Raw genomic sequence first — 26,623 nt, forward strand, 5'->3', positions numbered from 1 at the left:
GTTCCGGTTCACGTTCACGTATACGACGTGTATGGTTGCACTCTGTACGTGATATCAATTCGGCTGAACGTTCTATGGTTTCGCGATACGTGAAACGGCTATAAGCTCACGATGATCCGCGATTCACTCTCGGTATGGCGGTTCGACGTTGCTGTCTCATCTTGGTGGTCATGAGGAATGTGACCACAACAGTGGTGTTGAAGATTTCTCGAACATGGCTGTGTAGAGGATGAGGTCTTATAACGATGTGACATGGTGGTCAAGAGTCTTGACTGACATCTGTATGGCTTTTTGAAATCGAACATGAATCTGTTTTCACATAACCCGTCCCCGCCTAAATATCCTCGCCGAACGCTGTCTCCGCCACCTCCTGAGCGCCGTTATGCCGAGCGGGAATCAGATAGTCAACAGAAGGCACGGCATTTTAAGCCCGTTGTTATCGTGTTGCTGCTGTTGGTTCCGTGTCTGGTGCTCACGGCGTTCTATGCCAGATACGGCATTACGAATGCGACAAAACCTGACTCTATTCTTCCAAGCCCCAGTTACGCCGTGGTCATGTTTTTGGTGTATCTGGATAGTGTCGGGTTGGTGGTTCTGTCTCTTCTGTTGTCGCGCAATCTCATTCGAGCATATTTTGAAAAACGGCACCGACTCATTGGATCTGGATTTCGTGCCAAACTCATCGCTGCATTTATCGGGTTCGCTCTGATTCCAACGGTGATGTTAGCGACAGTCGCGAGTGGGGTGATTAGCGAGGTGATCGAGGTGTGGTTTAATGACCAAATCATGCAGGTCTTAAACGATTCGGAAGAATTAGCTCAACTCTATCATGAGGATCGAGTTGACCTTGCAGTCAACAGCGCCAGAGCGATTAGTAAAGAAATTTTCAGAGAAGATATTTTAAGCCCTGAACACCGGGAACTGTTGATTTCAGCGATGGGCCGGAAGCGGACGGAATACAATCTCGCTGGCGTTGAAGTCTTTTCGCCGAGAATGGAGACCTTAGCGCGGGTCGTGCATCCCGACCTGACTGATGCCGTGTTAAGTCTTCCCGTCGGGCAATTAGTCTTGCAAGTGCTCGATACGCGTGAAGAATTAAATTCCGTACAAGAAGCTCCAGTGGGACGGTTGGTGCGCGCGGCCACTCCGATTTTATCCAACATGACCCCAGACAAAGTCAGTGGCGTGGTTGTGGTGTCGGCATATGTGCCGGAGTCGTTGCTGGTCAAAATGGATGTGATTGCCAAACAATTTAACGATTACCGGCAGATGAAAGAAATGAAAGCGCCGATTAAAGTTGGCGCGTATTTATTTGTTGCCGTGGTGACCGTGCTGATTTTGTTTGGCGCGACATGGTTTGGGTTTTATGTCGCTCGCGGCATTACCGTACCGATTCAGCGGCTGGCTGAGGGGACCGAAGCCGTGGCAAAGGGTGATCTTGATGTGAAAATTGAGGTGAACGCAACCGATGAAATCGGAACGTTGGTTGAATCGTTTAATCGAATGACGTCAGATTTACGGCAAAGTAAATCGAGGCTGGAAGAAGCGAACTATTCGTTGTTGCAGTCGAACGCCGAACTTGACCAACGTCGTGCATACACGGAAACGGTGGTTGAAACGATTGCGTCGGGCGTCTTGTCTATTTCGGCGGACGCGAAAATTACGACATTCAACCCCTCCGCTGAACGAATTTTAGGCATGAGTGGGGAGCAATTTCGAGGACGACCGGTGACGGAGGCCTTTAAGGAATTTCAGCTAACCCTGTTTCAGTCGGCGTATGATCAGATGCTGGTCGATGGACGTGAAAGCTATTCGGCGGCTGGACAAATGGAAGCGCATGGCATGTTGTTGACGATTGGATTGAACGTGTCGCGTATGCGCAATGAAGCGGGGCATGACCTGGGGTTTGTCTTCGTCTTTGAGGATCGTACGGAATTGATTAAGGCGCAAAAAACCGCGGCGTGGCAGGAAGTGGCTCAGCGTATCGCACATGAGATTAAGAATCCTCTCACACCCATTCAATTGTCCGCGCAACGTCTACGGAAAAAGTTTTTTGAAAAGTCGCCAGATTTTGAGAAAATTTTTGATCAATCGACCAATGTGATTGTGGGGGAAGTGAGTAGTTTGAAGCGAATGGTTGATGAGTTTTCAAAATTTGCACGAATGCCAGCTCCGCACATGACGCGTGAATCATTAGGCCATGTCATCGAAAAAGTGGTCTCCCTCTATGCCGGAGCCCATCGTGATGTAGAATTGATCGTGAATTTGGATGATTCGCTCCCTGAAATTAGCTGTGATGTCGAACAAATTCGTCGGGTGTTTGTGAATCTCTTTGACAATGCCGTTCAAGCTATGAATAGTCGTGGACGAATTTGGGTGTCCACGGAGTGCGATCGAAGACGCCATCGTGTTATCGTGCGGGTGGCTGATGAAGGAGCAGGGATTCAACCCGAAGACCAAGAGAAGTTATTTGTCCCGTATTTTTCCCGAAAACGGACGGGAACGGGGCTGGGGCTGGCCATTGTTCATCGTATAGTCACGGACCACAATGGTTCGATTCGAGCGGAGAATAATCAGCCCAAAGGCGCCGTGTTTACGTTTGATCTGCCAATCTAATCTAGGACATGTCGTGAGCGCCTGCACGATCTCATGTAGAGCCATGAATGCCGTAGGTAATTTTTTGAGGAGATAACGTTGTGGCCGAGAGTATTTGCATTGTCGATGATGAGCCAGCAATCCTGAATACCCTTAGCAGCATTTTAGAAGATGAAGGGTATCAAACGTCTGTGGCCAAAAGCGGCACGGAAGTGTTGAAAATGGTTCGGAGTGAACCACCGGATTTGATTATTTTAGATATTTGGATGCCGGAGATTGATGGTCTGGAAACGTTGAAGCGATTGCGACAACAATTTCCTGCTCTTCTCGTCATTATGATGTCGGGGCACGGGTCCATTGAAACAGCGATCAAAGCCACAAAATTAGGCGCCTACGATTATTTAGAGAAGCCTCTCGACCTTGAAAAAGTTACGATTCTTGTCAGGAATGCGCTGCATCAACGAAAACTTGAAGAAGAGAATCTGAATCTTCGAATTCAAGTTGAACGGCGCTTCGAGTTAGTCGGAACCTCTCCTGCCATGCATCGGCTTCGTGAGCTCATTGCGATGGCCGCTCCTACCAATAGTCGTGTACTGATTTCCGGGGCAAATGGAACTGGAAAGGAGCTGGTGGCACGTGCGATTCATCTGCATAGTCCTCGTCATAGTCGTCCGTTTGTGGAAGTGAACTGCGCAGCGATTCCCGAAACGCTGATTGAGAGTGAATTGTTCGGGCATGAACGGGGGGCGTTTAGCGGCGCGACGTCGATGAAGCGAGGGAAGTTTGAATTAGCCGATGGCGGAACCCTCTTTCTCGATGAAATTGGGGACATGAGTTTGGCGACGCAGGCCAAGGTCTTGCGCGTGCTGCAAGAGCAACAGTTTACGCGAGTTGGCGGGAGTAAATTATTGAATGTACAGGTTCGCGTCATTGCAGCGTCAAACAAAGATCTTGTAGAAGAAATTGAAAAAGGCCTATTCCGTGAGGATTTGTATTATCGTCTCAACGTCTTGCCGATTATGGTGCCGACGCTTCGAGAACGCCGAAACGATATTCCGGAGCTTGCCCAGCACTTTCTCAAGCTCCATGCTGAAGAGCAAGGCATGAAATTAAAAGAGCTCACGAAAGAGGCCATGGAAATGCTGCGACAGCATGATTGGCCTGGCAATATTCGTGAATTGCGAAACTTGATTGAGCGCTTGCTCATCATGGTGCCGCGCCCGGTTATCGATGGTGCGGATATTGAATTGTTTCTCCAGGTTCGAAGTGGCGGAAGCAACCAAGCCTTTGCCTCGGGGAAGGATTTTGCTTCGTTGCGGGATGCACGCAATGCGTTTGAGCGTGAACTTATTTCCAATAAACTGCGAGAGAATAATTGGAATGTGTCAAAAACGGCTGATGATTTGAAAATTGAGCGTAGTCATCTCCACCGAAAAATTAAATTACTCAATGTTGAACTCCGTTCTGAAAGTTAATGCTTCGTCTATTGTTATGAAACATCCAGTCGTAGTGCCTTCCGTAAGCAAGGCTCCTCCTTCGGAGATCCTTATTGAAAAACTTGTGCCGGGTGGAAATGGGTTAGGGCGAATCGGCCCTCAGGTGATCTTTGTCAAGGGAGGGCTCCCAGGTGAAATGCTCCAGATTCAGGTTGGCGCAAAACTTCGCGGCGTCCATTCTGGTGACATTACAAAGATTCTTGAGGCTTCTCATGATCGAGTGGAGCCACCCTGTTCGATCTATGGAGTGTGTGGCGGGTGTCAACTGCAACATCTTCAGTACGAGGGGCAGCTCCGAGAGAAACGTGCCATGCTCGTGGATGCGCTTCAGCGTATCGGGAAAATTGACATTCCTGAAGTTGGAGTCGTTGTGCCGTCACCTCAGCCTTTGGGATATCGCAATACGGTTCGGTTTGTGGTCTTCAAAGGGGCAACACATCTCCAGCTAGGATTTTATCAAGCAGGAACGCACATTCCTGTTGATGCCCACACCTGTTTACTTATTCCAGAACGGATACAGCATGTCGCTGCATTGGTGACTCAACGCTTTACAACAACGTCTTCGATTCCAATGTTCTTGGAGCACCTTGAGTTTCGTTCTTCAGCCACCACGAGCAACATCTTGCTTGTGTTTCATGGGACATACAAAAAGACGGAGCGGGTGCAGGCATTTCTCGAATCATTCCTGTCACTGCCTGGTGTGGTTGGATGTGTTATGCAACGACCCGGCCCGAAGGATGATCGGATGCCGCGTGCAGCGCTTGTAGTCGGACAGGATGCTGTGACCGAACGATTCGGGGATCTGACCCTTCAGATTGGGTTTCATTCTTTTACGCAAACGAATTGGCCAGTGTTTGAAGCCATGGGGAACACGCTGAATGATTGGATCGGCCACCCAGACGGCCTGCAGGTGTTAGAAATGTACGCAGGCACTGGAGCGTTCGGCATGAGTTTGGCTCGACATGGGGCCTTCGTGACGTTGGTCGAATCTAATGCGCTTGCCATTGCGGATGCGCGAACGTCTGCTGCGCTGAGTCGAGTGGCACGATGCAAATTTAAACGGCAAGCTGGAGAGAATTTTTTGCCTTCTGTGAACTCTGGCGAATATGACCTCATCCTGGTCGATCCACCTCGAACGGGGTTGAGTCCGGTTGTGCTTCAGGAGTTAGGACGGATCAGGGCTTCGCGACTCTTCTATGTCTCGTGTGACGTGGCCACGCTTGCTCGGGACCTTGCTCGCCTGGCAACCTTCGGGTATCGTGTGATTCGCGTTCAACCCTTTGACATGTTTCCACAGACCGCGCATATCGAAACATTGGTTGAGTTAGCCGTCTCAGATCTGACGACATGAGGGGCGTCTATGTTCTTTTTGTGATTGGAATACTATGACAACGTATCGTGACGCAGGTGTGGATATTGAAGCTGGCGATCAGTTTGTGCAACGAATTAAATCGCTAGTCAGGACAACGTTTCGTCCGGAAGTCGTCAGTGATCTCGGTGGATTTGGCGGTCTCTTTCGTTTTCCCTCGACGCAATATCACGATCCGATTTTAGTGTCAGGTACCGATGGGGTCGGAACGAAGTTGAAAGTCGCGGCTCTCATGGGTCGTCACGATACGATTGGCATTGATTTAGTGGCGATGTGTGCGAATGATGTAGTCGTGAGCGGGGCGGAGCCACTCTTTTTTTTAGATTATTTAGCGACGGGAAAACTTGATGTCGCAAAGGCGGAGTCTATAGTCAGTGGAATAGTAACGGGGTGTCGAGAAGCGGGGTGTGCGTTGATTGGTGGAGAAACGGCAGAGATGCCGTCATGCTATCCCGACCATGAATACGATTTAGCTGGATTCGTCGTTGGAGTCGTCGAGCGTGAGAAAATCATTGATGGCAAGAAGGTTGCTCCAGGTGATATTGCGATAGGGTTGAGCTCAATGGGGTTACATAGCAATGGATTTACCTTGGCTCGACAAGTCTTGTTTGAACAGGCAGGTTGGACCGGAACGACGGAATTGCCAGACCTTGATCGCCCGCTGGGCGATGTCTTGCTGGAGCCAACCAGGATTTATGCTAAGCACATACGGGCCCTGCTGACGGATTGTGACATTCATGGTGTCGCGCATATTACCGGAGGCGGGCTAACGGGTAACGTGCCGCGTATTCTACCTGAGCATTGTGAAATGCTCATTAAACGAGGATCATGGCCAATCCCTCATATTTTTGATGTGATTCAACGGGCGGGACAGGTTGACCAAGAAGAAATGTATCAGGTCTTTAATATGGGCATTGGTATGGTGGTGATTGTTCCGACAACTGACGTAGATCGAGTTCTGAATCACATGAACCATCTGGGTGACGGCGCATATATTATCGGAGAGATTGGTGAACGTACTTCTCCAGACTGTCCGGTTCGATACGGTCATTGAGAGAAACGATTATGGCGAAGGTGCTCTTGGGTGTGCTGATATCTGGCCGAGGGTCGAATCTACAATCGATTATCGATGCGATTGAGTCTGGTGAGTTGGATGCGCGTATTGCCGTGGTCTTGAGCAACAAGCGCGATGCGTTGGGATTACAACGAGCCGAAAAACATGGGATTAAAACGGTGTTTGTTGACCCGAAACCATTCAAGGAGCAACCGAATCCCCGTGAAGCCTATGATCAGGCTATGTTAGACGTGCTGAAAGAGCATGGGGTAGAACTCGTGATCTTGGCAGGGTACATGAAGATCGTGACTGCTCTATTGATTGAGGCCTACAAAGACAAAATGATGAATATTCATCCGTCGTTGTTGCCGTCTTTTCCTGGTTTGCATGCACAGCAACAAGCCCTGGATTGGGGAGCAAAGGTGAGCGGGTGTACCGTCCATTTTGTTACGGAAGGTGTGGATGAAGGACCTATTATTCTGCAAGCGGCAGTTTCCATTCAGGAAGACGATACAGCTGAAACACTTTCAGTAAGAATTCTTGAGCATGAACATCGAATATATCCTGAGGCGATTCAGTTGTATACAGAAGATCGCCTCGCTATTGACGGACGGCGAACACGAATTGTGGAGAGCGTGAAGCGTGAAGTGTGAAGCAAAGAGGAAAACGTTGCTCGTTGCGCGTGAATCGTTACTCGTAAAAGAAAAAAATATAATGCTTTTCAATACGAGCAACGAACGACGAGCAACGCTTCACGAGATTTGTTGAGTAGCGTGCTCGATCTGACTCATGTATAATCCGCATTGAAAAACAGAGACGACATTTCCTGCCGTATATGTGGGGGGCTAGCTCAGTTGGGAGAGCGCAACGTTCGCAACGTTGAGGTCGCGGGTTCAACTCCCGTGCCCTCCACCATTTCATACCCGTCCTTCTTCAAGTCGCCTAAAAGCCTGAAGGGGAGCGCAGTTTTGGCGGTTCTAAAACTTTCATCGAAGCTTTGAAGGGATCGGCCACAATTGGCTCTTAAGAAGTATCAGTATCGCTTGCATGCCAGGACGGTCAATCAGACTGCCTGATACCCCTTCATCTTTAAATACCTCGACAATTTCATGATTTCTGTGTTTGGCGTACTCGCGGCAACGAGTTTCCTGTGAGCCTAACCCATTTCCTTTGGTTACCTGCTTGGCACTCGATACCCTACAGTAGGTCATCGCTTATAAGAATAAAGAGATTGACATTTGTATATACAAATGTATAACTTCATGCTATGATAAATATACAGGTTAACGGCTTTGATTGGGATGATGGGAATCGAGAGAAATGCCAAAAGCATGGGCTTTCTCAGAAGGAGATTGAATATTTCTTTCAGCAAAAAGAGGTGTTCGTTGCCCCTGATCCCAAGCATTCCGATGAGGAGGAGTGCTATCTGGCGATTGGACGCTCAAAAAAGCACAAACCAATGTTTGTCGTGTTTACCCTGCGAGATGTGAATGGAGAGAAGTTAATCCGTCCCATCAGCGCCCGTTATATGCATGAGAAAGAGGCAAAACGATATGAAGAAGAAAATGCCAAAATTGAAGAGTGATAAAGACGCTGAAAAGTTCCTAGACCAGGATTTGACGGATTACATCAATCTGAAGAATTTTACGTCGGTCAATTTTGAAATGCTTCCGAAAGACAAGCAGGTCAATCTACGGTTTTCAGAGCAACTACTTTCGGCAGTCCGACAGAAAGCCGACCAGGAAGGCATTTCCTATCAGAAATACATTCGTAAGGCTGTTGAGGAATCCTTGACCTCGCAATAAAGTTTCTGACCCTACCTTGTTTACCTCGTAAGCACCCGAATTTAAAAGCAACGGAGTCTGATGCCAGTTCGGTTACGGTTCATGTTGGTTCATATCCAGAAGACTAACTGTATTACAGCTGCGTGAGAGGCTTAACGGTAAGGATTACCGCAAGATGTGTGTTGTACTACAACACATCTTGGCAAGGGAGACGCTGCGCTCTCCCGTTGCATCCCTCTGGCCTTGGTGCTTCGGTGGCATCTAGCCCCACTTCGCACCATCAAAACGTATCGCCGTTTTTATCTCTCGCAGGAAGAGACTTCGCTCTCCTCCTGCACCTCCATCGGCCAAGGGGACTTCGCTCCCCTGTGGAACCCTCGACCAACCCTGGGCGGATTGGATGTGCGCCATCGCTTCCGCCGATGGATCACGACCAGCATTTCGATTGCTGGACTTCGAGCAAGGAGCGTCCTTGGATGCGTATCTTCCTGGGAGCTGTCCAGACTCGACACAACCCAGCTATCCCTCCGTTTTTTTAATAAAGGTCATTCAGGAAAATGTGTTAATGTTTGTTTGCGATCCAAAGTGAATATTAGAGATAGTCTACTATTCGAATAGTTAGCTTAGATATGGGAAATTTCAAGAGGCAACATGAGGATTGACGAAATAGTGCTATCAAACTTCAGATGCTTTTCAGAAGCGTCAGTGGTGGTTTCTTTAGAATCTGATCTGACGTGTTTTGTCGGCAATAACGGTTCTGGGAAAACGACACTAATAGTAGCGCTTAAGCGCCTATTTGGCTCAACCAGAGAAGATCGTACGATTATCCGAGATGACTTTTATGTTGCTCCTGACGAAGATCACAAAAGTATTCGCGGACGGGAGTTATATATAGAAATTATTTTCTCGTTTCCTGAACTAAAAGGAAAGATAAAAGAATCCCGTGAAGTATGCCCGGCGTTTAGTTCTGTTATTTATGCTGATGCAGAAGATGGAAAGCTTAAAGCAAGAATGCGTCTGGAAGCACTATGGGATGAAACGGAGTATGAAGATGAGGTGCAATCTAAAATATATTGGGTAACAACTTCTGAAGAAATCGAATTTGGAGAGGGTAAAGATTTTAAATTTCCAGTTTTATCTCATGATCGAAAACATATCAAATTAAGGTATATCCCAGCCTTCAGAGATTCGAAGGCCATGCTTAAAAACGAAGTGAAAGCCCTAACAAAAATCCTTGAGGACTATACAGCCGTAGCTCCCTCGCACCAAAAGAAAATCGAAACAATTAGCCAGAATCTAAGCGATGAGATTCAGAACCTTGAATCCATCAAAACAACAACTGCTTTGCTTAAAAAAATTTGGAGCAATACTCATGATGAAACACTAAAGCATTATCAAAAACCAAAATTAGAGGCGACACCGACTGAAATAGGAGAACTTCTAAGGTCAATCTCTATGAGGCTTGCTCCATCGGAAGACGGAGGAAGCAGAGATATAAGTGAGCTAAGTGATGGTCAAATATCCCTTCTCTATTTCACTCTTGCCATTGCGCTTTATGTGATAGAGCAAAAACACCATGCAGGAAAAGCAAAAGGCTTTAAGGAGCTTGATAAAGACATTCCTGTATTTACGATATTTGCATTCGAGGAACCGGAAAATCACCTCTCTCCCTATTATTTGGGACGGGTTCTGGAAGTTTTACATGCTAAAACAAAAACTGGGAGAGCCACCGGTATCGTCACCTCACATTCGCCCAGTGTTGTGCGCCGTATGCAGCGAGTTGAACAAATCCGTCATTTTCGCCAGGAAACCACTTCTGACAGCCGGTATTCTATAGTTAAAAAAATCCTGCTACCGCCCAAGAAATCTGAAGAGGACTATAAGTACATTAATCAAGCAGTTTTAGCTCACCCGGAACTGTATTTCTCCAAGCTTGTTCTTCTGGGAGAAGGTGATTCAGAAGAAATTGTTATTCCTCAATTAGCAAAAAAACTCGGTTTTGATTTGGACCCTTCGTTTGTGGCATTTGTGAAATTAGGTGGCAGACATGTAAATCACATGTGGAAGTTATTGTCAGACCTAAATATTCCTTTCTTAACGCTAATTGATCTGGATTTAGGAAGAAATAACGCTGGTCAATGCCGCATTGAATATGCAATTGGAGAATTAAAAAAAATTGGAAAGAAATTTACATTTCCAACCACTATTGATGCCGACATATTGCGTGACGAGTACTTGGAATTAGGACAGATCGAAGTACTAATCACTGAGCTTGAATCATACAACGTATACTTTTCCTTTCCGCTTGACCTGGATATGGCAATGATTAGAGCATTTCCTGAATGTTATAACGCGGATAACGCCCAAAATAGTGATCGAGAAACTTTAGACAATGCCGTCTTGGGTAAAGAACACAAAGCAGATAATTATGAGGATAATGAAGAGGAGCTATATTCTGATGAAGAACTAAAAAAATATCGCTACTTGTTCTGCACAAAAAGTAAAGTTGCTTCCCATTATCAAGCAATAGCAGATATCTTAGAACTCGATGAGGGCGATATTGAGACAGAATGCCCTGATTTTATAAAGCGACTTGTCGAAAAATTCTTAACTTTACTGTCAGGAACAGAAGAAGATGAGTAAGTACCTGTCTGCTGAATTATGGGAGCCGAGCGACGGCTTCATAACGACTAAAACAGCAGAAAAAATGATTAAAGAAAAGCAGAAAAGTTTATCTGTCCTTGCTGGCCCTGGCTCGGGGAAAACTGAAATTTTGGCTCAGCGTGCAAATTTTCTATTACAAACCGGAGCCTGCAAATCACCTCAGAAAATATTGGCGTTGAGCTTCAAGGTGGATGCTGCTGCCAACATCAAAAATAGAGTTGATTTGCGCTGCGATAGAGAACTGGCCCGTAGATTTCATGCATCGACGTTCGATACATTCTTTATATCCCTCGCACGAAGATTTTCTTCTCTCTTGCCTGATTGGGTTGAGATATCTGCGGATTTTGATGTCTATCCTTTTGATAAAAACTGGTGGGATGAATATGAGCAGACTGAACTAGGTGGCAAGCCTTGTAAATATAGAAGTACATTTACTAATCCTGATTTGCATTCTCCTTTGGATTTAAGTGAAGAGCCCGATGGAGCGATAGTGAAAACTTGGAATTATTGTGCAGAGAAAAAAATTGCTGATTATCCCATGTGTCGTTCTATGGCTTTTACTATTGTTAAGAATCATAGCCAGGTAAAAAATTTAATTCTATCAACTTACAAATATCTATTTCTTGATGAATTTCAAGATACAACGGACCCGCAATATGACTTTGTGAATACTATTTTCAAGGATAGCGATACCGTAGTTACAGCAGTTGGGGACACAAATCAGATGATAATGGGATGGGCTGGTGCTAATCCTAATAATTTCGAGAATTTAAAGAAAGATTTTAATTCAGATATTATCCCCTTAGCAGTCAACCACCGATCCAATTCTAAAATTGTTAGTCTTATTAACCACGTCATAAAAGACCTAACACCTCCAAGCGAAAAACCCATAGTCTATGAAGGAACTAGACAAGGATCTCCACCCCCTCACTGTATAGGGGCAAAAACCTTTGATAATGCCGAGAGTGAAGCCGAGTATATTTCCAAATATATTAATTTAATGATGAGCAAAAACCCCGCTTTAATGCCAAGTGATTTCGCTCTTATATTGAGACAAAAAGCCCAAGATTATTTCAAAGAAGCAAATGAAGCATTCCAAAGCCATAATCTTAATCTTCGAAATGAAGACGCATTAGTGGTTAAAAACGGCGTCAAAATACAAGACCTTATGGATGAACCTCTCTCTGTCTTTTGGACTCTTCTTATAAGACGCAAGGCAGGCTTTTTAGACTACACACAGGAAAAGGAGCTTGAGAGAATTTCATCGTCTTTTACGGGATATGATTTAGATCAAGATCGCGAATATAGGAAGCAGAGAACGTATATTGCAGATTTAGTATCATGTATTGATCTCTCTAGCCCTATAGAAAATGCCATCACAAAAATCTTGCAAACAATTGGCAATGAGAAGATAAAAGCAATTTTCCCTCAATACAGATCGCAATATTTAATCAAAGTAAAAAAATCTTTCTGTATCCTTTTTCAGGACGCACTTGATAAAAATCCAAAAGATATAAAGCAGGCAATAGAAAATTATGAAGGAACAAACCAAGTCAAATTAATGACTATTCACAAAAGCAAAGGGTTGGAATTTGACACGGTATTCTTCGTTGATTTTCACGCTGATTCTTGGTGGGGGCTACGCCAAGCCGTACGACGAAATAATGAAGAAAAACAAAGAGAAGAGAAGAATTCTTTCTTTGTTGGTCTTTCACGAGCAGAAGAGCGACTCTTTTTTACTAAGAACAAAGGAAGTTGGCCGCCGGTTATTACCGAATTACTAAAAGATTCAAACCTACTTGTAGAAATGTCGGAAATAACCTGAATGTCCGCTTCAGAGCGTAAGCGTATTTTTTGATAGCGATGTTATCAAAGCAGCAGGGAATCTGGTTGGGGTTTAACGCGAGGACTTACATCTCCTGGTCATAGCCCTGATTGGGGCCTCGTTTTGTTTGCCTTTGATTTTCCTGGTCCAATTGGGTGAATTTGTCCTTCAAGGCCTTTTGTCCGGGATCACCCATCTCCATATACTTGGCAACATCATTTTTAAGCTGAAAAATTAGGCTTTGATGTTTGCGCAAAATAGGCCTCACCTGGTCCTGTAAATTCTGACGGTTTGTAAGCTGACGGTTGGATTGCCTCGGTAATTGATTGGACACTTTAAATTGCGTATTTTATGGCAATTGGAGGTGTCGATGAAACTCAGCAAACACAAGCGTTGGAATGCTAGCCGGAAAGCCGAGGTGGTGCTTGTTCTACTTAAGGGGGCGTCACTGGAAGAAGTGAGTCGGCTGACGGGTCAGCCGGCGTATGTGCTCAAGAAATGGCAGGAGAGCTTCATGCAGGGTGGCGAGGCCACCTTTCATACTGGCGAGTCAGCTAAGGAGAAGGCTCTGGAAGCGGAGAACCGGTCGCTGAAAGCCAAGGTGGGGTCCCTGGTTATGGATAACGACTTGCTGTATGCAAAGATCGATCGTCTGGAGGATGGCGTCCCTTTGCACTTGAGGAAATCGAAGTGTTGAGCGAGACCTGTTCGATTTCCACAAAGCGCCGGTATGGATGGTCTCGTATATGCGATGTGTGGGGCATCCCACGTTCAACCGTATATGACTGGCTGCAACGTCGACGAGTTGCCGGGAACGCGGTCAAGCAGCGTGGCCGACGTCCGCTGGTGAGTAATGAGGATTTGATGGTCGCGATCAGGCAAGTGCTCGCTGGGTCGTCACAGGTGAGCTTCCCTGGCGAAGGGTATCGCAAGGTGTGGGCGCGACTGCGGCATCGCGGCTTGCGAGCAGACAAGGAACGGGTGCGGCGGCTTATGGGGCAACATCAGCTCTTGGCGCCTGTCCGAGGAGGGTCGCCTAACGGCCCCCGAGTGCATGATGGGTCAATTATTCCGATGGCTCCCAATCTGATGTGGGGCACAGATGCCACAGCCACGTGGACACTCAAGCAGGGCCAGGTGACCGTCTTTGCCGTCCTTGAGCACTTTACCGGCGAGTGTCTCGGCCTTCATGCAGCCAAGTACGGTACACGCCATGAAGCCTTAGAGCCCATTCGCCAAGCGGTCAACCATGTGTTTGGGACCTACGAGGCCAAAGTCGCCAAGGGGGTGCTCGTGCGCCATGATCATGGCAGTCAATATATCAGTCACGACTTTCAGGCCGAGCTAGCCTTCCTTGGCCTGGAGGCATCTCCGAGCTTTGTGCGAAGTCCAGAAGGTAATGGGGTGAGCGAACGATTCTTTCGTACGCTCAAGGAACAATTGTTGTGGCTTCAGGATTACGACGATGAAGAGCACTTGAGAGGGGCGCTGTACGAATTCAGAGAACGCTACAATGCGAACTGGATTCTACAACGCCATGCATACCGTACGCCCCAACAAGTGCGACAGGAATGGAACCGGAAGGCCAAGATGGCTTCCTAAATACGTGTCCGATTAATTGCAGGCGCTACACGGTCTATCAAAGCTTGTTTTTCACCTCTATCACGGATAGCTGAACTTTTGGCTTCGCGCTCATTCTGGGCTTTGATTTTCTGATACTTTCCTGTCATGTGAAACCAGAGTGCCTTAAAACCTTTCGGTAAACGGCGAAGACGTTGAATTTCTTCCCTTTTCTTACGCTCTTTCTGTTTGTTTAATAAATCCTTCCGCTGGCTTTCAAAGTAGGGGGTCAAGACTAGTTTTATAAAGTTTTCCTGTTCACCTATTGGAGGCCTCTGCGGTCATGCGCTCAATCGTGGCATACCGTTTGGGCGGAAGGAATGGACATAACGGACAGTTACGCAGTTGGGATTTGCGGCGAACCTGACAGAAGTTGTTCTATCACTTGGGTGAGGTGATCATGATAGGTGTCCGCTTGTGGTTCTCCCCACTCTTGAAAGCTGTAGAGCCAAATATCTTCAAGGTCGCTTTTGGCAAGTGCGGTTTTTCGTATCTCGATCATCCTACCGCTTTAAACCTGCTTTCTTTTTCGCCGATTTCCTAATTTCTTCCATATCCAACCGTCCGGCATCTCCGCTCTTTTCACCAGCAATGAGGGCTTCTCGAAGTGCAATGACTTTTTGTTCATGCTCTTCTAAAAACCGTAGCCCCTGACGGATCACTTCACTTGCAGACCCATAACGTCCTTTCTGAACTTGCGTACTAGTGAACTGATCAAAATGCTCACCAAGAATAATGCTGGTATTTTGGGCCATCGTTTCACCTTCCTTTCGCATATTATTAAATGCCATATAATGGTATTTTCTGCAAAGAAGTATTCTCCTCGACAAAGATCATGAAATAGCAGGAATATGAATGAAAGGCTTGGATAATGGCAGTTTATAAATGAGGGAAATTTTTTTTTGACAAAACCCTGCCGTACTAAAATAGTAAAATCGTATTTTATGAAATTACTATAAGACGCATGAATAAAGCCACAGCAGAGGCACAGCCTTCGGTATTGATCAAGGTTCGGCGGGCTGCTCAAATTACCTTACCGCGTGAAATTCGGAAAGCGGCCAATCTTGAAGAAGGGGACTATCTGGAAGCAGAAGTCACCAAAGCCAGGATACTACTTCGACCTGTGAGTATTGGTAGCCGTGAACCCACACCGCAACAAGAAGCCGAGATTCTCGCTGTTGTGAACAAAGAATGCCGCCGATATGCTTCCGAGCGCCGTTGTTGATGCCTCGTTGCTGGTCAGTGCCTTCCTGTTTTCTGAGAGTGTGCCTGGACAGGTAATCCGCTTAGCAGGCCAAAGGGTATACACGCTGCATTTCTCACCGATTCTGATTGAAGAAGTCTCCCGCTCGCTCAAAAATCCGTGCTTAAAAATCCTTGCGGCTATACAGATAATGACGTGGGCACATGGTGTGAAAAAGTCAGTAAGATCGGATTTCTCTGGACCAAATTCTTGCCCAAAATCGTCAAGGTCTGCCGTGACCCTAACGACGATCATGTGATTGCCACTGCTATAGCTGTCAAGGCCAAATGGATTGTCACTGGAGATTTGGATTTACCCGACCTCGGTGAACATAAAGAAGGTTCTACCCGCCCGGATGACTTGCAAGCGATTGACAGTTCAAGAAGAAGGGGCAATCAGTATTCAATAGAGTGACCTGTAGATTCGGCATAATTGAAACGGCTATAGCTGGCGTTTGGATTTGCTACAGTCGAAGTTTCTCCATTGGCGTCAACCACTTTTCACGTCATTCATCATAAGTTCCAAAGCTTGCGTCTGTGGTGGGAATCGTTATTGGATGATCAAGGTGGGCTCTTGTCGGCGTGGGGCGACACGCCGAATACGAATGGCTTGTTATACTTCCTACTTTTCATGTCGCCCCATGTTTGATGCATTCCTGAACCCACATTCAGTTTATGAAAAGCTAGGATTGTAATAGAACTTAATGTGCGCAGCTTTGCCATTGACCCATTGGGTAACCTGGACTTGATCGGGGTTAAACTTACTGCCATCTTGCATGTCGACCTCCAATTTATATTCGGCAAACGTGACCCCATTCCCTTGTCCATCATCGCTACCGACACCAACGGTTTTGACTGCAATCCCATGGTAGGCCTTCACTTGTTGAAGGATATTCTTCTCATTCTCGATTATGTGTTGCTTCCCTTTTATGATGACTCCTGTTGGTTCTTCGTTAATGGCATCGTCAGCATAGAATAGTTCCATGCCCTCCACAAATTCTCCCTTGGCAAGCATGGCAAGGATTTGTTGAGTTTTCTCTCGCAATGATTCGTTACTCTTCGTTTCTTCAGTCATTGTGGCTCTCCTTTAAAGTAGTAAGTTAGTTTATATCGCACCCCAATCCCTGTAATTATGCATTGATCGTGGTGAGATTGGTGCATAACACAACACCTGCATGGAAGCCTTTAGTCTTCAGTTGCCAGGAAATGTTACAGCATGGACCAAGGGGATGGTTTTTATGTACAGAGCAATCGTGAAGAACGCAGAGTGAGGTGATGATGGGATTGAGGGGAAGGGTAGAGGTGCATATTTGAACAAATTGATGAATCTACGTTGAAGTGACCGAGGAGTGTAAAGGTATTGTCTGAGCAATGTCTTTGGTATCTTTGCGGAAGGTCAATGCAATTGACCTTCCGCAAAGATGTGGCACCATCGCCCGTTTTAGTGGTGGGACTCCTGCGTGGCCACTGAGGGGGTAGTGGCCGCCGATGGTGTCACGAAGGGCATGAGCGGTAATTGTTCAGCATCTTTCGTGACTTCGAGTAAGGCAATAGCTCCTCGAAGGGCATCGGTAAGCGAATGTGTAACAATTGGAATGACGTTTTCTTCATCGACGATCATATCCAGAATAGCCCCATCGGCTGGACCAACAACTTGGGTTTGGACGCTTTGCATCCGATTGGCTGGTGTACCGGTTGGCCACACGTCATCCCAAATTTCTGCAATTGGGTGAAGGGCCGAAAATCGGTTTGGTCCGATGTTGACGAAATAAAATCGCACGCGCTCGCCTGGCTTGGCTTGTAAGAAATCTCCGCCTTGCGTGGCATGGACCGGGTCATATTTGAACACGCCACCATTGAAGACCACGTGGTCGTATTTTTCGTCGAACATGCCTTGCACATCATCTGGGTCTTTTAAAAATAACTCAGATTGAACCAAGACGTATTCTCTGTCAGCCTTCGGCATGGCGGAGGCATCTTTGGGATCCACGATCACGGCACCGAACATGCCTCGGGCAATGTGTTGGATCATCGGAAAGGCTCCGCAATGATAGGCAAAGACGCCTGGCCGTTTGGCCACCCAGTCAAACTCCTTCGTCTCTCCAGGATTGACTTCTGAGTAATTATCGAGAAAATTGGTTTCGGCCGAATGGAAGTCCATGGAGTGCGGCCGGCTATTGGTCGGTAAGTTGATCAGTGTGAAGTGGACCGTGTCACCCTCGGTGACTCGAACGACGGGTCCTGGGAATTGTCCGTTAAACGTCCAGGCCTTAAATTTTGTGCCTTTCCCGTCAATGACCACTTCCGTTTCCACCGCCGTCATTTCAACGTTGACGGTTTTGGCTTCTGCCTGTCCAAATGTGCAAAGTAGGGCACCTGTTATGGCCAGGGTGGCCAGGCCAGGTATGCGTTTTCCAGTCAGCTGATTCCTCTTCATCTTCTTCCTCCTGAGATTAATAAGTACGGTTATTGAGTTACACATGTATATATTTGAAAAGTGCTTAACTATTCCTGTTATTATCTAGCACTTACTATACCAATTACTTTATTTATGTAAATTATTGAATTTAATGTATATTTTAAAATATATCATGTTTTGCTGTTGTCATTATTTTGATATTCAGCAAAATAATGTTGTGAAAACGTAAAGAATTGTTTAGGCTACGATTTGTTGCATAGGTCAGTACAAGTTGTCAGAGGGGCTCAAGTATGATCCATCCAGCATGTTCTGGAAACGAATTTGAGAGTTTTGCGCGATGAATGTCGAACAACACATTTACGATGCTGAAATGCGGTTTCGTGCCGTAGCTCAATCTTCTAATGATGCCATCATCATCGCGGATCAAAGGGGGAATATTTTATTTTGGAACAGTGGCGCACAAACGATCTTTGGGTATCAAAGCAATGAAGTCGTGGGGAAATCTCTGACATTGCTCATGCCAGAGTGTTATCGCCATTCTCATCAAGAAGGTATGGCTAGGTTTTGCGAGACAGGGGAGGCCCGTCTTCTTGGGAAAACGTTTGAACTCCAAGGTTTGAGGAATTCAGGGGAAGAGTTTCCATTGGAACTGACACTTTCTGCATGGATGGAACATCAGCAGCAGTTTTTTAGCGGAATCATTCGGGATATTTCTCAACGCAAGGCGGCGGAAGGCGCACTTCGGCAATCAGAAGAAAAATATCGAGCTATTTTTAATCAAGCCGTAGAAGGTATTTATCAAACAAGCGTCAATGGCACATTTCTCAACGTCAATCCTGCTCTCAGTTATTTACTGGGCTATGACTCGGCCTCGACATTGCTCGACGCCGTTCAAGACATTGGCGGGCAACTCTATGTGGAGCCAGAACGACGGAGGCAATTTTGTCAACTTGTGGAACAGGTGGATGTGGTGACTGAGTTTGAATCGCAGGTATATCGTCGTGACGGCACGATTATCTGGATTTCTGAAAATGCGCGCGCCATTCGGAATTTGCAGGGTCTTCCACAATGGTATGAGGGCTCGGTTATCGATATCAGTGCACGCAAGCAAGCCGAAGAGTTGTTAGAAACGAAACATCGACTCGAAGCGGAAAATTGGTATCTGCAAGAAGAGGTGATCGAGGCGTGCGCGTTTGGTGATCTTATCGGTCAGAGTCCGGCCCTGGAAAATGTGATACGTCAAATTGATGTGGTCGCTCCGACCGAAGCGACTGTGTTAATTCTTGGCGAGTCCGGTACGGGAAAAGAATTGGTGGCTCGAGAAATCCATAAGCGGAGTCACCGGCATACCCGTCCGCTCATTCGAGTCAATTGTGCATCGATTCCCAAAGATCTTTATGAAAGCGAGTTCTTCGGGCATGTTAAAGGTGCCTTTACCGGAGCCGTGAAGGATCGTGCCGGTCGATTTGAGGCGGCGGATGGCGGAACCTTATTTCTTGATGAAGTGGGAGAAATTCCACTGGATTTACAAAGTAAGTTTCTCCGGGTCTTGCAAGAGCAGCAATACGAACGTGTGGGGGATGAACGCACGCGCAATGTGAATGTGCGTGTGATGGCGGCCACCAATCGTGATCTGAAGCGAGAGGTAGAGCTGGGTCGCTTCCGGCAAGACCTCTATTACCGTTTGAATGTGTTTCCGTTGGAAATCTCACCGCTTCGTGATCGTAAGGAAGACATTCCGTTGTTAACTGATCACTTTCTCACCATCGGGGCGAAAAAGTTTCATTGCGCGCACCCTCGTTTAACGAAAAGGCATGTGAGTCTCTTGCAGGGATACGATTGGCCTGGGAATATTCGCGAACTCCAAAATATTATTGAGCGCGCATTAATCACAGCCAATTCTGGCGAGCTCTACTTTGAGTTACCGAGTAAAGCAAAGAAGCGTCTTGTGCCGCCTGTCGGAGAGGCGCTGACGTCTCAGGGTATTTTAACTGAAGAAGAGTTGCAGGAAGTCATTCGTCAAAATACGCTCACAGCTTTAAAGCAGACACGCTGGAAAGTGTATGGCGCAGGTGGTGCCGCCGAGTTATTGGGTATGAAACCTACGACATTATTGGCGCGTATGAGAAAAATGCAAATCAACAAGCAGCATGTACTTCCTGAGTAAAGAGGCCCGCCTGTAACGCAATACTCTACCGCACGTCACACCTGTCACATTTACAGCGCACGAAAGACGGCAATCAGGTCTGTCAAGGTGACGATTTTCGTTTGAAGCAGGTTGCGTTCCGACATCAGCATATCCATATTTTTTGTGCTATGTCCTTCTTTTCTGACTTGCGTGGCTTCAGACAAGATCCGATCACTTTCCTTCCCTACTTTCGCTTGCACGACAGGATTGGCCGCTAGAAAGGCTTGAAGCTTCGTCCGCGCCTCTTCTAATTGAGTCTCAATCTCCTGGTTCGACAGTTCTGGGCTTTTTCGTTCATCCACAATATGGTCAAGGTATTGAGTGAGGATCAAGTATACGTGGATGAGCGCTTCGGTAATCTGAATATGTTGCGGGTCCTGAGAATGTGCAGTCATAGTTTTTCTCCTCAATGAGAGTGAAGGTATGTGATTGTCGAGAGGATATAGCGAATCCAAATAAGTTCCAGCTGAGGTCGATCAACTATAGCGAATCTCAATTCGGTCCAGTTATAGCCGTTCCAATTTACTTCCGTCTGCACGACGTATGTTGTTGCGCTGTGTACATGATGTACATTCGGTTGGAAGTTATTTGGTTTCGCTATAATGCCTAAAGACTTTCACCGCGGTGTCAAAACTTTCAAGGGTTCGGAAGTTCAGTGAATCGGCTATAGCCCCGCGCGATTACTCACTGCAAGCATGTGGAAGTTATTCGAAACGGCTATAACATGATCACATCACCATAACACCCTGACAACCAGAAACATAGCTGGCATGGGAAAAGGATAATCTGTGGACCACTGAATAGAAGGAGGGTGTGCTCTACGCGAGACTGTTTCTTTAGTTTTCACATGAATTTATGAGTAATGAGCAGGAATTGATAAAATTAGCGTAGAAAAATTTTCCTAAACGCAGTATCCTACAGAAATCTCCACAGTGTACATTTGAAGAATGCCAATAACGTCACGTCATATGCCCTCTTCTGTCCTTTCCTCTTCTTTTCGTCATCTTCCACTCAAGACGCAACTCTTTCGTGAGCAGGTTGCGCAGCTGTATGCGCTTGCTCCTGTCGGAATTATCGCCTCATGCATCACGAGCTTGATTCTTGTGTTTATTCTCTGGAATGTGATGGCGCCGAGCCTGTTGCTCGTTTGGGTGAGTAGTTTAACGCTTATCAACGCGATCAGGGGAGTGCTTGTTTTTCGTTACCGACGTATGACACCGTCGCCAGAAGATATCTCTCGATGGTGTCATTGGTTTATTCTGGGAAATTTACTCTCGGGTTTGACCTGGGGAGCTGCAGGATTTTTTCTCTACCCTCTCGACTCGCTTCCTCACGAATTTGGGCTAATCTTTGTGCTGGGAGGCATGGTGGCTGGCTCGACGGCCATGCATTCGGCATTACCCCAAGCCTTTTGGGCCTTTAGTGCGCCGACGGCCGTGCCGTTTACAGTCATTTTTTTTCAACACGGGGATGATCTGCATGTTGCCATGGGGCTGCTATCCATATTGTTTATGGTCATGATGGGTATGGTCGCTCGTCGAAACCATCTCTTGATCGCCAAGGGTATCACCTTGCAACATGAAAATGCTCAGCTTCTGGATCATGCCACCACAGCACGAGACCAACTGGAGACCATGGTGAAGGCTCGTACGGCCGAATTGCAGGCATCGGAAGCCCGTTATCGGCTATTGGCTAATAATCTGACCGACGTCATTTGGCTGATGGCGTTGGATGGAAGACGCTTCACATATATCAGCCCGTCTGTTACGTCATTGCTTGGTTTTACTCCTGAAGAAGCTATGACGCATTCCCTCGATGAAGTGCTGACACCTGATTCCGCTCGACAAGCTAGAGCGGTGCTTGATGAGGAGTTACGACTTGAATCTACCGGAAATGCCGATCGTTTCAGATCGTTTCTGTTGGAGTTGGAACATTACCGTAAGGATGGATCGACCGTCTGGGCCGAAGTGCGGGGAAGTCTGCTTCGAGATGAGCGGGGGCAGGGTATTGGAATGGTGGGCGTCACTCGTGATGTCACCGAACGAAAAAAAATCGATGAGGAAAAGCAACGTCTTGAGGCTCAACTGTTACGTTCGCAAAAAATTGAAGCCGTGGGGACGCTGGCTGGTGGAATTGCTCATGATTTTAATAATTTCCTCACGAGTGTCCTGGGAAATATTGACTTGGCTCAGCAGGTAGAGATCGCCAGTTCGGCAAGAGCAGAGTTTTTGACCAAGGCAGCGCAAGCCACGTTGCGCGCCAAAGATCTCACACAACAACTCCTGACGTTTGCAAAAGGTGGAGAGCCGATAAAGCAACTGACATATCTGGACAGGGTGATCAAGGAAAGCTCAAGCTTTTCTCTCTCTGGCTCAGCCGTGGCCTGCGAGTATGTGTTTCAACCGGACCTTTGGCCAACTGATGTGGATCCAGGGCAGATGAGTCAGGTCATCCATAATCTCGTGATCAATGCAGTGGAAGCGATGTCCAATGAAGGCACGATCACGATTCGAGCAGAAAATGTACTGCTTCCCTCAAAGACGCTGGAACGACGTATTCCATTGCCTCCCGGTCCGTATCTGAAGGTGTCGTTGTGTGACACAGGGCCCGGTATTCCTGATGAACAGTTGCCCAAAATTTTTGATCCCTATTTTACGACCAAGTCTGAAGGGCATGGCCTCGGTCTAGCCTCTGCGTATTCGATCATGAAAAAACATGAAGGCCTTATGACCGTTGAGAGTAAGCACGGAATCGGCACGGAGTTCACGCTTATATTTCCAGCGGCTCCTGATGCGCAGGTGCCGAGTGCTACGGAAGTTGTTCAGACTCGGAAAGGGGATGGACGGATTTTAGTGATGGATGATGATGTCCATGTCAGAATGGTTGCCGGAGAAATTTTGACTCACTGTGGGTATCAGTGCGAGTTAGCGAGAGATGGTTCAGAAGCGATCACGCTGTATAGGCAAGCGATGCAATGTGGGAAGCATTTTTCAGCCGTCATTCTGGATCTGACGATCCCCGGAAGTATGGGTGGAAAAGAGACGTTGAGGCGTTTGCAGCAGATTGATCCAGCAGTGAAGGCCATTGTCTCAAGCGGCTATTCTCAGGACCCGGTCATGGCGAATTACCATAGCCATGGTTTTCAGGGAGTTGTGCGGAAACCCTATTCACTCGAGGAGCTGAGCAAAGTGATGTATGAGGTTGTGGTGGAGTCTTCGGCTACCTGAGGGGAGGTTCTGCTTTTTCATCACTCACCACAGATGTTTGTACGAAGAACGTTCATGCTCAATGTGTCGTCTATGTTGTAGGGAGCAGAAGTTTTCAGTCCTAACGTTGTTACGTTTGTTGTTGTCTCATGTATGCCCTTCGTCGTTCCAGAGGACCTTGGTATGGTGTCGGCTTCTGAGTGCCTGACTTCTGTTCGATGTCAGGCACTGTTTGGTGAATGGATTCATGTTGGACGCGTGGGAACAATCCGGAGCCGTCTCCGTTAAAAAAGTCCGGCGTTAAAGTCATTCGCGGCTTGACGAATTTCCTCTTGCGTATTCATAACGAATGGACCGCGACCGACAATTGGTTCGGCAATGGGTTCTCCATGTAGCACGAGCAAGCTGGTGTCCTCATGCGCATGAAGATGAACGGTGTCTCCTTCACGTTCGAACAACGCCAATTCAGCGCTCTGCAATTCTGAACGATCATTCACGGTGACTTTGCCGTTTAAGGTCAAGATGGCTGTTGTGAACCCTGCCGTGAATGGTAAGTCTATGCCGTGGCCTGCCTGGATTTTGACATCCCAAAGATGTATTGGCGTAAAGGTTTTTGCAGGACCTCGGACTGCGTGAAATTCCCCGGCAATTACCCTTACGGCACCTGCGTTATTATCGAGTGGGATTGCGGGGATGTTGGCGTTGAGAATATCCTGATACCGGGGGGACGACATTTTATCCTTGGCGGGAAGATTGACCCACAATTGGACCATTTCTAACGTACCGCCGTGTTCTTTGAGCACCGGTCCATGTATTTCTTCATGAAGAATGCCTTTGGCTGCGGTCATCCATTGCACATCACCTGGTCCGATGGTTCCTGCATTGCCTGCATTGTCCTGATGCGTCACATCACCCTGGTAAACGATCGTTACGGTTTCAAATCCTCGATGGGGATGAGTGCCAACTCCACGGGACTTGGTGGTTGGGTCGAAATCCGCAGGCCCGGCATAGTCAAGAAGTAAAAACGGACTCAGTTCCGTTCCCAACGTATCATACGAAAAGATGTTTCTGACAGGAAAGCCATCACCCACCCAATGACGACTGGTTTCACGTTCTATTTGTGCAATATGTTTTGTGGGCATCGTCATATCCTTCTCCTTGTCTCATGTGGAACGAATGTTTTCTGTTTCCTGTTCTTGTTGTCTACGATAGATACGTCTCGTTTCCCCCAACGGCAAGTACGTATATTGAGGATACTGTCAAATTTCATATGGAATGTCGATGGTGGTGGTATTTTGTCCGGTCGAATTCATACGAGATGTTATTGCTGGGAGGTGGGAGGTCCGAATCATCGCCACATTCTTCTATGAATGTCGTTCGTTTTAACTTTTATTTTAAAATAAACGGCTCAGTATAGAGTCAACAGCTGTTGACGTGGAATGCTCATGCCTGAAGGAGTTTTTCCTTAAACACGGGCCGAAAAACTTGCGAGATCATATGAATGATGATATGAATATATATATGAACACTTCTACGCCAACAAGAAGAGTCACCGCAAATCTTCCCACACATTTACTGAAGGAAGCATGTGATGCCTCAGGATCAGGAATAACCGATACGCTTATTCAGGGGTTAGCCATGGTTGCTCGAAGTAAGGCTGCTGCAAAAGCCGCTCGTCTGAAAGGAAAGTTGAATTTGACGATTGATTTGGAGACCTCGCGTGAGCGGAATCGTCGTTGACACGTCAAGTTGGATTGAGTACTTCAATCGAGGAGAGCATGCAATTATCGATGAGGCCTTAGCCGAAGGTCGAGTGTATGTATCTGGGCTTATTGCCGCAGAATTGACCAGTGGCAAACTCACAACTCGACATCGATCGGCCCTTGAGTCTTTATTAGGTGATCTCCCGCTTGTTCAAGGCGATCTTCAGCATTGGTTCAGGGTTGGACAGCTTCGCGCGACTCTGCTAACCAAAGGACTGACTGTGTCGACGCCGGATGCACATGTTGCGCAATGTGCGCTCGACCTTCAGGCTGAACTCCTGACGGAAGATGCCGTGTTCACGAAAATAGCGAGGAAAGTCTCGCTTCAATTGTTTTCGTAATGTCGTCCAGAGAACTCTCCCCTAAATCATTGTAAGCCTTAGTGCGCTGATTGGCTGTCATTGAACGCGTGGATTTCTTTCGCCCGTATTTACGTGTGGGTTATAAAAATCAATAGTCATGTCTGACCCCTAAATGCCATTAATGCCAAGTTGTGCCGCTGTGCAGAGCAAGGCTGGCGATGCCTCCGGGGGTTATGCCAGTTGCCTCACGTAAGCAAAGTCATTCAAATTTCGGATGGCATTGAAGCAGCCCCAAGAGAACCCGTCGCCGCGTAAGACTCGATCCAGACTATCAGGCAGGCCTTCTCCTAAACCGTATCTCAAGCCCTTGATCGCTTTCACGTGCTTAGGGGGTCTTTTGGCATTCGAGGTTCTACCCGGCAGGGCTTTTCAGGAAATTTATCTCGTAGTGGTGGTTGCTTGTTGCTATGTCTTTCTTCCCTTGATGCGTTCTCACCTTTTCACATCAGTCAGGGTATTGGAAGAGAGATGAGGGTTGTATTTGTGAGGTTTTGCTATTCTTAATATAATTAGTTAACATTACAAAGATTATGCGATTTTCGAAGAAAAGTGAGTATGCGTTACGGGCGTTGATTGAGCTCACGGCGAATTATGAGCAGGCGGTGCCGGTGCAGCGAACGCAGTTGGCGAAGGAGCAACGAATTCCTCTGGGCTTTCTGGAGGGGATTCTGTTGACGTTGAAGAACGCGGGCATTTTGACGAGCCGACGGGGAGTGGATGGGGGCTTTCGTTTATTGAAAGACCCGGGCGAGGTGACGTTGGGGCAGGTGATTCGGACACTGGATGGTCCACTTGCGCCGATTGGTTGTGTGAGTCAAACAGCGTATCAAAAGTGTGAAGACTGTCCGTATGCAGAAAAATCTTCCTGTGCTATTCAAAGCATGATGTTAGAAGTCCGGAATGCCATTGCGGCGATTCTCGATCACTATACGCTTGAAGATTTCGTTCGACATGCAGATCTTTCTCAAAAAAAAGATGTCACGCCTCGTAAGAGGGTTGGTCAAAAAAAGAAAAAACGATCGTCGTCCTAATAGAC

General features: G+C 46.9%; 26 protein-coding genes and 1 tRNA gene. 19 read left to right on the top strand and 8 right to left on the bottom strand.

Annotated features, from left to right (window positions below; all coding sequences use genetic code 11):
• Nucleotides 1-303: 303 nt before the first annotated feature.
• The 6 genes from ACWHX8_RS06690 (at nucleotide 304) to ACWHX8_RS06715 (ending at nucleotide 7,429) form a co-directional block, all read left to right on the top strand.
• Nucleotides 304-2,616 carry an ATP-binding protein gene (locus ACWHX8_RS06690; RefSeq protein ID WP_447971183.1) on the top strand — a complete coding sequence of 771 codons (2,313 nt, stop codon included), beginning with the start codon at nucleotides 304-306 and terminating at the stop codon, nucleotides 2,614-2,616.
• A gap of 80 nt (nucleotides 2,617-2,696) precedes the next feature.
• Nucleotides 2,697-4,070: a sigma-54-dependent transcriptional regulator gene (locus ACWHX8_RS06695; protein ID WP_447971184.1), complete on the top strand. Its 1,374-nt coding sequence runs from the start codon at nucleotides 2,697-2,699 to the stop codon at nucleotides 4,068-4,070.
• Between the two features lie 16 nt (nucleotides 4,071-4,086).
• The gene (rlmD, locus tag ACWHX8_RS06700; RefSeq protein WP_447971185.1) at nucleotides 4,087-5,442 is read left to right on the top strand and encodes a 23S rRNA (uracil(1939)-C(5))-methyltransferase RlmD; all 1,356 of its coding nucleotides are present in this window, start codon (nucleotides 4,087-4,089) and stop codon (nucleotides 5,440-5,442) included.
• 34 nt (nucleotides 5,443-5,476) lie between these two features.
• Nucleotides 5,477-6,514: a phosphoribosylformylglycinamidine cyclo-ligase gene (purM, locus tag ACWHX8_RS06705; protein ID WP_447971186.1), complete on the top strand. Its 1,038-nt coding sequence runs from the start codon at nucleotides 5,477-5,479 to the stop codon at nucleotides 6,512-6,514.
• Between the two features lie 11 nt (nucleotides 6,515-6,525).
• Nucleotides 6,526-7,167: a phosphoribosylglycinamide formyltransferase gene (purN, locus tag ACWHX8_RS06710; protein WP_447971187.1), complete on the top strand. Its 642-nt coding sequence runs from the start codon at nucleotides 6,526-6,528 to the stop codon at nucleotides 7,165-7,167.
• 186 nt (nucleotides 7,168-7,353) lie between these two features.
• Nucleotides 7,354-7,429: transfer RNA gene (locus ACWHX8_RS06715), tRNA-Ala, on the top strand.
• Nucleotides 7,430-7,500: 71 nt separating this feature from the next.
• Here the strand turns inward: ACWHX8_RS06715 and ACWHX8_RS06720 are convergent.
• The gene (locus ACWHX8_RS06720; RefSeq protein ID WP_447971188.1) at nucleotides 7,501-7,725 is read right to left on the bottom strand and encodes a recombinase family protein; all 225 of its coding nucleotides are present in this window, start codon (nucleotides 7,723-7,725) and stop codon (nucleotides 7,501-7,503) included.
• Nucleotides 7,726-7,781: 56 nt separating this feature from the next.
• Here ACWHX8_RS06720 and ACWHX8_RS06725 point away from each other — a divergent pair, with 56 nt between their 5' ends.
• From ACWHX8_RS06725 to ACWHX8_RS06750, 6 genes are all read left to right on the top strand, one after another.
• On the top strand, nucleotides 7,782-8,099 hold the full coding sequence (locus ACWHX8_RS06725; protein WP_447971189.1) for a BrnT family toxin: 318 nt from the start codon (nucleotides 7,782-7,784) through the stop codon (nucleotides 8,097-8,099).
• The gene (locus tag ACWHX8_RS06730) at nucleotides 8,080-8,319 is read left to right on the top strand and encodes a CopG family antitoxin (RefSeq protein ID WP_447971190.1); all 240 of its coding nucleotides are present in this window, start codon (nucleotides 8,080-8,082) and stop codon (nucleotides 8,317-8,319) included. Before ACWHX8_RS06725 ends, ACWHX8_RS06730 begins: the two co-directional genes overlap by 20 nt.
• A 630-nt stretch (nucleotides 8,320-8,949) precedes the next feature.
• A complete protein-coding gene (locus ACWHX8_RS06735) occupies nucleotides 8,950-10,941 on the top strand; it encodes an ATP-dependent nuclease (RefSeq protein ID WP_447971191.1) in 1,992 nt (663 codons plus the stop codon).
• The gene (locus ACWHX8_RS06740; protein WP_447971192.1) at nucleotides 10,934-12,787 is read left to right on the top strand and encodes a UvrD-helicase domain-containing protein; all 1,854 of its coding nucleotides are present in this window, start codon (nucleotides 10,934-10,936) and stop codon (nucleotides 12,785-12,787) included. Before ACWHX8_RS06735 ends, ACWHX8_RS06740 begins: the two co-directional genes overlap by 8 nt.
• 370 nt (nucleotides 12,788-13,157) lie before the next feature.
• The gene (locus ACWHX8_RS06745) at nucleotides 13,158-13,484 is read left to right on the top strand and encodes a transposase (protein WP_447968141.1); all 327 of its coding nucleotides are present in this window, start codon (nucleotides 13,158-13,160) and stop codon (nucleotides 13,482-13,484) included.
• Nucleotides 13,478-14,389, top strand: a complete 912-nt coding sequence (locus tag ACWHX8_RS06750; RefSeq protein ID WP_447968140.1) for a transposase — start codon at nucleotides 13,478-13,480, stop codon at nucleotides 14,387-14,389. Before ACWHX8_RS06745 ends, ACWHX8_RS06750 begins: the two co-directional genes overlap by 7 nt.
• Here ACWHX8_RS06750 and ACWHX8_RS06755 read toward each other — a convergent pair.
• From ACWHX8_RS06755 to ACWHX8_RS06765, 3 genes are all read right to left on the bottom strand, one after another.
• Nucleotides 14,386-14,640: a hypothetical protein gene (locus ACWHX8_RS06755; RefSeq protein WP_447971193.1), complete on the bottom strand. Its 255-nt coding sequence runs from the start codon at nucleotides 14,638-14,640 to the stop codon at nucleotides 14,386-14,388. The genes ACWHX8_RS06750 and ACWHX8_RS06755 overlap by 4 nt on opposite strands.
• A gap of 104 nt (nucleotides 14,641-14,744) precedes the next feature.
• Nucleotides 14,745-14,909 carry a type II toxin-antitoxin system RelE/ParE family toxin gene (locus ACWHX8_RS06760; protein ID WP_447971194.1) on the bottom strand — a complete coding sequence of 55 codons (165 nt, stop codon included), beginning with the start codon at nucleotides 14,907-14,909 and terminating at the stop codon, nucleotides 14,745-14,747.
• 1 nt (nucleotide 14,910) lies between these two features.
• Nucleotides 14,911-15,162 carry a type II toxin-antitoxin system ParD family antitoxin gene (locus ACWHX8_RS06765; protein ID WP_447971195.1) on the bottom strand — a complete coding sequence of 84 codons (252 nt, stop codon included), beginning with the start codon at nucleotides 15,160-15,162 and terminating at the stop codon, nucleotides 14,911-14,913.
• A gap of 209 nt (nucleotides 15,163-15,371) precedes the next feature.
• Between ACWHX8_RS06765 and ACWHX8_RS06770 the strand changes: the two genes are divergently transcribed.
• Together ACWHX8_RS06770 and ACWHX8_RS06775 are read left to right on the top strand one after the other, a co-directional pair.
• Nucleotides 15,372-15,632 carry an AbrB/MazE/SpoVT family DNA-binding domain-containing protein gene (locus ACWHX8_RS06770; protein WP_447971196.1) on the top strand — a complete coding sequence of 87 codons (261 nt, stop codon included), beginning with the start codon at nucleotides 15,372-15,374 and terminating at the stop codon, nucleotides 15,630-15,632.
• Nucleotides 15,633-15,806: 174 nt separating this feature from the next.
• A complete protein-coding gene (locus tag ACWHX8_RS06775; protein ID WP_447971876.1) occupies nucleotides 15,807-16,064 on the top strand; it encodes a putative toxin-antitoxin system toxin component, PIN family in 258 nt (85 codons plus the stop codon).
• Nucleotides 16,065-16,322: 258 nt separating this feature from the next.
• On the opposite strand, the gene ACWHX8_RS06780 is transcribed toward ACWHX8_RS06775, so the two are convergent.
• Both ACWHX8_RS06780 and ACWHX8_RS06785 read right to left on the bottom strand, forming a co-directional pair.
• On the bottom strand, nucleotides 16,323-16,724 hold the full coding sequence (locus tag ACWHX8_RS06780; RefSeq protein WP_447971197.1) for a hypothetical protein: 402 nt from the start codon (nucleotides 16,722-16,724) through the stop codon (nucleotides 16,323-16,325).
• A 366-nt stretch (nucleotides 16,725-17,090) separates the two neighbouring features.
• Nucleotides 17,091-18,086: a multicopper oxidase domain-containing protein gene (locus tag ACWHX8_RS06785; protein ID WP_447971198.1), complete on the bottom strand. Its 996-nt coding sequence runs from the start codon at nucleotides 18,084-18,086 to the stop codon at nucleotides 17,091-17,093.
• A 319-nt stretch (nucleotides 18,087-18,405) separates the two neighbouring features.
• Between ACWHX8_RS06785 and ACWHX8_RS06790 the strand changes: the two genes are divergently transcribed.
• Nucleotides 18,406-20,235 carry a sigma 54-interacting transcriptional regulator gene (locus ACWHX8_RS06790; protein ID WP_447971199.1) on the top strand — a complete coding sequence of 610 codons (1,830 nt, stop codon included), beginning with the start codon at nucleotides 18,406-18,408 and terminating at the stop codon, nucleotides 20,233-20,235.
• Nucleotides 20,236-20,285: 50 nt separating this feature from the next.
• Here the strand turns inward: ACWHX8_RS06790 and ACWHX8_RS06795 are convergent, their stop codons facing one another.
• Complete coding sequence (locus tag ACWHX8_RS06795) at nucleotides 20,286-20,651, bottom strand: hypothetical protein (RefSeq protein WP_447971200.1); 366 nt, start codon at nucleotides 20,649-20,651, stop codon at nucleotides 20,286-20,288.
• A gap of 573 nt (nucleotides 20,652-21,224) precedes the next feature.
• Between ACWHX8_RS06795 and ACWHX8_RS06800 the strand changes: the two genes are divergently transcribed.
• On the top strand, nucleotides 21,225-23,483 hold the full coding sequence (locus tag ACWHX8_RS06800; protein ID WP_447971201.1) for a hybrid sensor histidine kinase/response regulator: 2,259 nt from the start codon (nucleotides 21,225-21,227) through the stop codon (nucleotides 23,481-23,483).
• 263 nt (nucleotides 23,484-23,746) lie between these two features.
• Here the strand turns inward: ACWHX8_RS06800 and ACWHX8_RS06805 are convergent, their stop codons facing one another.
• Complete coding sequence (locus ACWHX8_RS06805) at nucleotides 23,747-24,604, bottom strand: pirin family protein (protein ID WP_447971877.1); 858 nt, start codon at nucleotides 24,602-24,604, stop codon at nucleotides 23,747-23,749.
• A 379-nt stretch (nucleotides 24,605-24,983) separates the two neighbouring features.
• Here ACWHX8_RS06805 and ACWHX8_RS06810 point away from each other — a divergent pair, with 379 nt between their 5' ends.
• The 3 genes from ACWHX8_RS06810 (at nucleotide 24,984) to ACWHX8_RS06820 (ending at nucleotide 26,618) form a co-directional block, all read left to right on the top strand.
• Nucleotides 24,984-25,202: a hypothetical protein gene (locus ACWHX8_RS06810; RefSeq protein WP_447971202.1), complete on the top strand. Its 219-nt coding sequence runs from the start codon at nucleotides 24,984-24,986 to the stop codon at nucleotides 25,200-25,202.
• The gene (locus ACWHX8_RS06815; protein WP_447971203.1) at nucleotides 25,183-25,566 is read left to right on the top strand and encodes a PIN domain-containing protein; all 384 of its coding nucleotides are present in this window, start codon (nucleotides 25,183-25,185) and stop codon (nucleotides 25,564-25,566) included. The genes ACWHX8_RS06810 and ACWHX8_RS06815 overlap by 20 nt, the downstream gene beginning before the upstream one ends.
• Before the next feature lie 551 nt (nucleotides 25,567-26,117).
• Nucleotides 26,118-26,618: an RrF2 family transcriptional regulator gene (locus ACWHX8_RS06820; RefSeq protein WP_447971204.1), complete on the top strand. Its 501-nt coding sequence runs from the start codon at nucleotides 26,118-26,120 to the stop codon at nucleotides 26,616-26,618.
• The last annotated feature ends 5 nt before the right edge of the window (nucleotides 26,619-26,623 follow it).

The organism is Nitrospira sp. M1 (genome assembly GCF_965152605.1).

Excerpts from the sequence above, each read along its gene's own strand:
- ACWHX8_RS06735 (WP_447971191.1), top strand. The coding sequence starts at position 8,950 with ATGAGGATTGACGAAATAGTGCTATCAAACTTCAGATGCTTTTCAGAA.
- ACWHX8_RS06765 (WP_447971195.1), bottom strand. The coding sequence starts at position 15,162 with ATGGCCCAAAATACCAGCATTATTCTTGGTGAGCATTTTGATCAGTTC.
- purN (WP_447971187.1), top strand. The coding sequence starts at position 6,526 with ATGGCGAAGGTGCTCTTGGGTGTGCTGATATCTGGCCGAGGGTCGAAT.
- ACWHX8_RS06740 (WP_447971192.1), top strand. The coding sequence starts at position 10,934 with ATGAGTAAGTACCTGTCTGCTGAATTATGGGAGCCGAGCGACGGCTTC.
- ACWHX8_RS06790 (WP_447971199.1), top strand. The coding sequence starts at position 18,406 with ATGAATGTCGAACAACACATTTACGATGCTGAAATGCGGTTTCGTGCC.
- ACWHX8_RS06690 (WP_447971183.1), top strand. The coding sequence starts at position 304 with ATGAATCTGTTTTCACATAACCCGTCCCCGCCTAAATATCCTCGCCGA.
- ACWHX8_RS06780 (WP_447971197.1), bottom strand. The coding sequence starts at position 16,724 with ATGACTGAAGAAACGAAGAGTAACGAATCATTGCGAGAGAAAACTCAA.
- ACWHX8_RS06745 (WP_447968141.1), top strand. The coding sequence starts at position 13,158 with ATGAAACTCAGCAAACACAAGCGTTGGAATGCTAGCCGGAAAGCCGAG.
- ACWHX8_RS06770 (WP_447971196.1), top strand. The coding sequence starts at position 15,372 with ATGAATAAAGCCACAGCAGAGGCACAGCCTTCGGTATTGATCAAGGTT.
- ACWHX8_RS06785 (WP_447971198.1), bottom strand. The coding sequence starts at position 18,086 with ATGAAGAGGAATCAGCTGACTGGAAAACGCATACCTGGCCTGGCCACC.
- ACWHX8_RS06720 (WP_447971188.1), bottom strand. The coding sequence starts at position 7,725 with ATGACCTACTGTAGGGTATCGAGTGCCAAGCAGGTAACCAAAGGAAAT.
- rlmD (WP_447971185.1), top strand. The coding sequence starts at position 4,087 with ATGAAACATCCAGTCGTAGTGCCTTCCGTAAGCAAGGCTCCTCCTTCG.
- ACWHX8_RS06800 (WP_447971201.1), top strand. The coding sequence starts at position 21,225 with ATGCCCTCTTCTGTCCTTTCCTCTTCTTTTCGTCATCTTCCACTCAAG.
- ACWHX8_RS06795 (WP_447971200.1), bottom strand. The coding sequence starts at position 20,651 with ATGACTGCACATTCTCAGGACCCGCAACATATTCAGATTACCGAAGCG.
- ACWHX8_RS06805 (WP_447971877.1), bottom strand. The coding sequence starts at position 24,604 with ATGCCCACAAAACATATTGCACAAATAGAACGTGAAACCAGTCGTCAT.
- purM (WP_447971186.1), top strand. The coding sequence starts at position 5,477 with ATGACAACGTATCGTGACGCAGGTGTGGATATTGAAGCTGGCGATCAG.
- ACWHX8_RS06760 (WP_447971194.1), bottom strand. The coding sequence starts at position 14,909 with ATGATCGAGATACGAAAAACCGCACTTGCCAAAAGCGACCTTGAAGAT.
- ACWHX8_RS06725 (WP_447971189.1), top strand. The coding sequence starts at position 7,782 with ATGATAAATATACAGGTTAACGGCTTTGATTGGGATGATGGGAATCGA.
- ACWHX8_RS06820 (WP_447971204.1), top strand. The coding sequence starts at position 26,118 with ATGCGATTTTCGAAGAAAAGTGAGTATGCGTTACGGGCGTTGATTGAG.
- ACWHX8_RS06810 (WP_447971202.1), top strand. The coding sequence starts at position 24,984 with ATGAACACTTCTACGCCAACAAGAAGAGTCACCGCAAATCTTCCCACA.
- ACWHX8_RS06730 (WP_447971190.1), top strand. The coding sequence starts at position 8,080 with ATGCCAAAATTGAAGAGTGATAAAGACGCTGAAAAGTTCCTAGACCAG.